The sequence below is a fragment of the Microbacterium sp. CCH5-D1 genome (assembly GCF_001557335.1).
Lineage (GTDB): Bacteria > Actinomycetota > Actinomycetes > Actinomycetales > Microbacteriaceae > Microbacterium > Microbacterium oxydans.
Map to the genome: position 1 here is coordinate 1 of NZ_LSJW01000118.1, position 3,198 is coordinate 3,198.

At 68.0% G+C, this 3,198-nt stretch carries 4 protein-coding genes; all 4 read left to right on the forward strand.

What is annotated here, in order from left to right; translation table 11 throughout:
• Positions 1-700 (forward strand): ABC transporter substrate-binding protein (locus AX744_RS07650; RefSeq protein WP_197429181.1); only part of this gene is annotated, 700 nt, incomplete at its 5' end.
• Positions 700-1,497 carry an ABC transporter ATP-binding protein gene (locus AX744_RS07655; RefSeq protein WP_017201539.1) on the forward strand — a complete coding sequence of 266 codons (798 nt, stop codon included), beginning with the start codon at positions 700-702 and terminating at the stop codon, positions 1,495-1,497. The genes AX744_RS07650 and AX744_RS07655, both read left to right, overlap by 1 nt.
• A complete protein-coding gene (locus AX744_RS07660; RefSeq protein ID WP_061016140.1) occupies positions 1,490-2,338 on the forward strand; it encodes an ABC transporter permease in 849 nt (282 codons plus the stop codon). The genes AX744_RS07655 and AX744_RS07660 overlap by 8 nt, the downstream gene beginning before the upstream one ends.
• Positions 2,339-2,449: 111 nt before the next feature.
• Positions 2,450-3,198 (forward strand): LLM class flavin-dependent oxidoreductase (locus AX744_RS07665; RefSeq protein ID WP_157543549.1); only part of this gene is annotated, 749 nt, incomplete at its 3' end.

Below are 3,198 nucleotides of genomic sequence, written 5' to 3' on the forward strand. Positions count from 1 at the left end.
CTACGGCACCACCCCGCCGTTCTCCATCTTCGGCAACGAGAAGCTCGAGAGCCTCAAGGACCTCGAGGGCGGATCGCTCGGGTACTTCATCAACCTGACACCGATCGCCTCGGCCATGCTCGACGAAGCCGGGGTCGACGTCTCGAAGGTCGAGATGGTGAAGATGACCAACTACGACCCGACCGTCGTGGTGCGCGAGCAGGTCGACGCGATCGTCGGCTACGCCTCGAACCAGCCCCAGTCGCTCAAGGCACAGGGCCTGCCGTTCAGCGAGTTCCTCCCCTCCGACCTCGGCGTCGAGGGCACGTACAACGTGATGGAGGTCAACTCCCGGTTCCTCGATGAGCACCGCGAGGTCGCCGCCGACTTCATGCGCGCGAGCCTCAAGGCGCTCCAGTACTGCCTCGACGAATCCGATGCGTGCATCGACAAGCTGGCGAAGCTGGCCGAGGACAACGGGCAGGGAGCCGCATTCCCGCGCGAGCAGCTCGCCCGCACGTGGGAGGTGGAGTCCGCCTGGGTGCGCGAGAGTGCCGGCGGCAACCCTGGCGTGCAGAACGAGTCCATGTGGGAGCCCGAGTACGCCCTCGTGAAGAAGTACGGCGACGTCAAGGAGCTGCCCGCGATCGTCGACATGATGGACGCCGACCTGGTCGCCGACCTCTACGACGGTGACACCCTGATCTGGCAGGAGAAGTGATGACGGTCGCACACGGCGCCGGCGTCGAGGTCAGGAACGTCTCGAAGTCCTTCGGCGTCGACGGCGCGAAGGTCACCGTGCTCGATGACGTGAGTCTCACGATCGGGATGGGCGAGTTCGTCTCGGTGATCGGGCCCAGCGGTTGCGGGAAGTCCACGCTGCTCAAGGTGGTCGCCGGGCTCCTTGACGCCGACTCCGGCACCGTCACGATCGACGGCGAGAGCGTCAGGGCGGCCTCGCGTGACAAGAAGATCGGACTCGTGCCGCAGTCTCCGGCGCTGCTGCCGTGGAAGACGGTGCGCGAGAACGTCGAGCTCCCCGTGCGGATCAACCGCGGGGCCAACGGCGACCGTGCGCTCCGCGACCCGGCCGAGCTGCTGTCGACCTTCGGCCTCGGCCATGCGCTGAAGAAGTACCCGGGGCAGCTCTCCGGGGGTATGCAGCAGCGCGCCGCGATCGCCAGGGCGTTCGTGTTCGACCCGGCGATCATGCTGATGGACGAGCCGTTCTCCGCCCTCGACGAGATGAACCGGGACCTGCAGCGGATCGCTCTGCTGGACTTCTGGCAGTCGAACCGCAAGGCCGTGATGTTCGTCACGCACTCCGTGCCGGAGGCGATCATGCTCTCCGACCGCATCGTGGTCATGGCCGCGCACCCGGGACGCATCGCCCAGGTGATCGACGTGAACCTGCCGCGACCGCGTACCGAGGAGGCCTACGCGACGGACGAGTTCCGCGAACTGGAAGCAGTCGTGCGCGGTGCGCTGCGCGCGCAGACGGAGAAGGCCCATGTCTGAGCTGACGATGAGAGACACCACCGCGACGATCGCAACCGCCCGTCTGAAGGCCCAGCCCCGCCGCGGCGCTCCCTCCTGGCTGCGGTGGGGATCGTGGGGCCCCACTCTGATCACCTTCGTGATCGCCGCGCTGCTGTGGCAGCTGGTGGCCTGGACCAATCCGTATGTTCTCCCGACGCTGGAGGCGATCGGTACCAGCCTCGTCGACGACGCCGGCATGTACTGGTCGAACTTCCTCGTCACGCTGCTCGAGGTCGTGGTCGGTGCCTCCGCCGGCATCCTCGCCGGGTTCCTCCTGGCTGTGGTGATGGCGGAGTTCCAGATCATCGAGCGGGCGGTCATGCCGCTCGTGATCATCGTGATGGTGACCCCCATCGTCGCGATCGCCCCGGCGCTGGTCGTGGCGTTCGGCTTCGGCATGGTGCCGAAGTTCATCGTGACCGGCCTCGTGGTGTTCTTCCCGATGCTCGTGAACTCCCTCGCAGGGCTCCGCGACGTCGACCAGAAGGCCATGGACGTGTTCAAGACGCTGCATGCCTCGCGGTGGGAGATCTTCCGCGAACTGCGCTTCCCCGGCAGCATGCCGTACGTGTTCGCCGGCCTCCGCATCGCCCTGCCGCTCGCCGTGGTCGGCGCCGCGGTCGCCGAGTTCGTCGCGGCGGGGCAGCAGGCCGGCCTCGGCTCGCTCGTCACCACCTCGGCCGCCCAGGCGAACCTCCCCGTCACCTGGGCCAGCATCGCCCTGCTGTGCCTGCTCGGCGTGCTCCTCATCATCGTCCTCGCCCTGGTGCGCAAGCGCGTGCTCTGGTGGAGCGACGGCGAGGTCACGGCCAAGGGCTGACGCGGCACCCGCCTCCCGGGACGGGATCCCCCACCCGTCCCGGGGTTCCTCCGGCGTGCCCGGAGAACAGCCCAGATCCACCCGAACCACCCACAAGGAAGGCACCCGCACATGACCGATCAGAACACCGTCAAACCGCTGCGTCTCGGCCTCTTCGAGAACGCGCAGGCGAACGACTCCGGTACCGCGACCTGGCGGCACCCCGACAACGGGCGCTACCTGTTCGACAAGCTCGAGTACTGGCGCGACACTGCGCGCATGGTCGAGGACGCCGGGTTCGACTTCCTTTTCCTCGCGGATGCCTGGGGCTGGGCCGACGTCGCGGGTGAACGCCCCGACATCTGCTCCGTCGAAGGCCTCGATCTGCCCCGGCTCGACCCGGCGATCATCCTTGCCGCACTCATCCCCGAGACCACGCGACTGGGGCTCGTCGCCACCGGATCCACGCTGCTCGAGCCGCCCTATTCCTTCGCCCGCCGCATGGCGACGCTCGACATCCTCTCGGGCGGACGCATCGGCTGGAACGTGGTCACCACGGGCACGGCCGACACCGCGGTGCAGGGCTTCGGTGTGCCGATGGTCGGCCACGACGAGCGCTACCTCATGGCCGACGACTTCATGCAGGTCGTCTACAAGCTGTGGGAGCAGGCCTGGGAGGAAGGCGCCCTGGAGCGCGACAAGGCCGGTCGCTTCGCCGACCCGTCCAAGGTGCACCGCATCGCGCACGACGGTCCCTATTTCCGCTCGCACGGCTACGGCAACACCTCGCGCTCGCCGCAGGGGACGCCGGTGCTGTTCCAGGCCGGGGCATCGCCCGCCGGTCGCGAGTTCGGCGGCAAGCACGGCGAGGCGATCTTCGT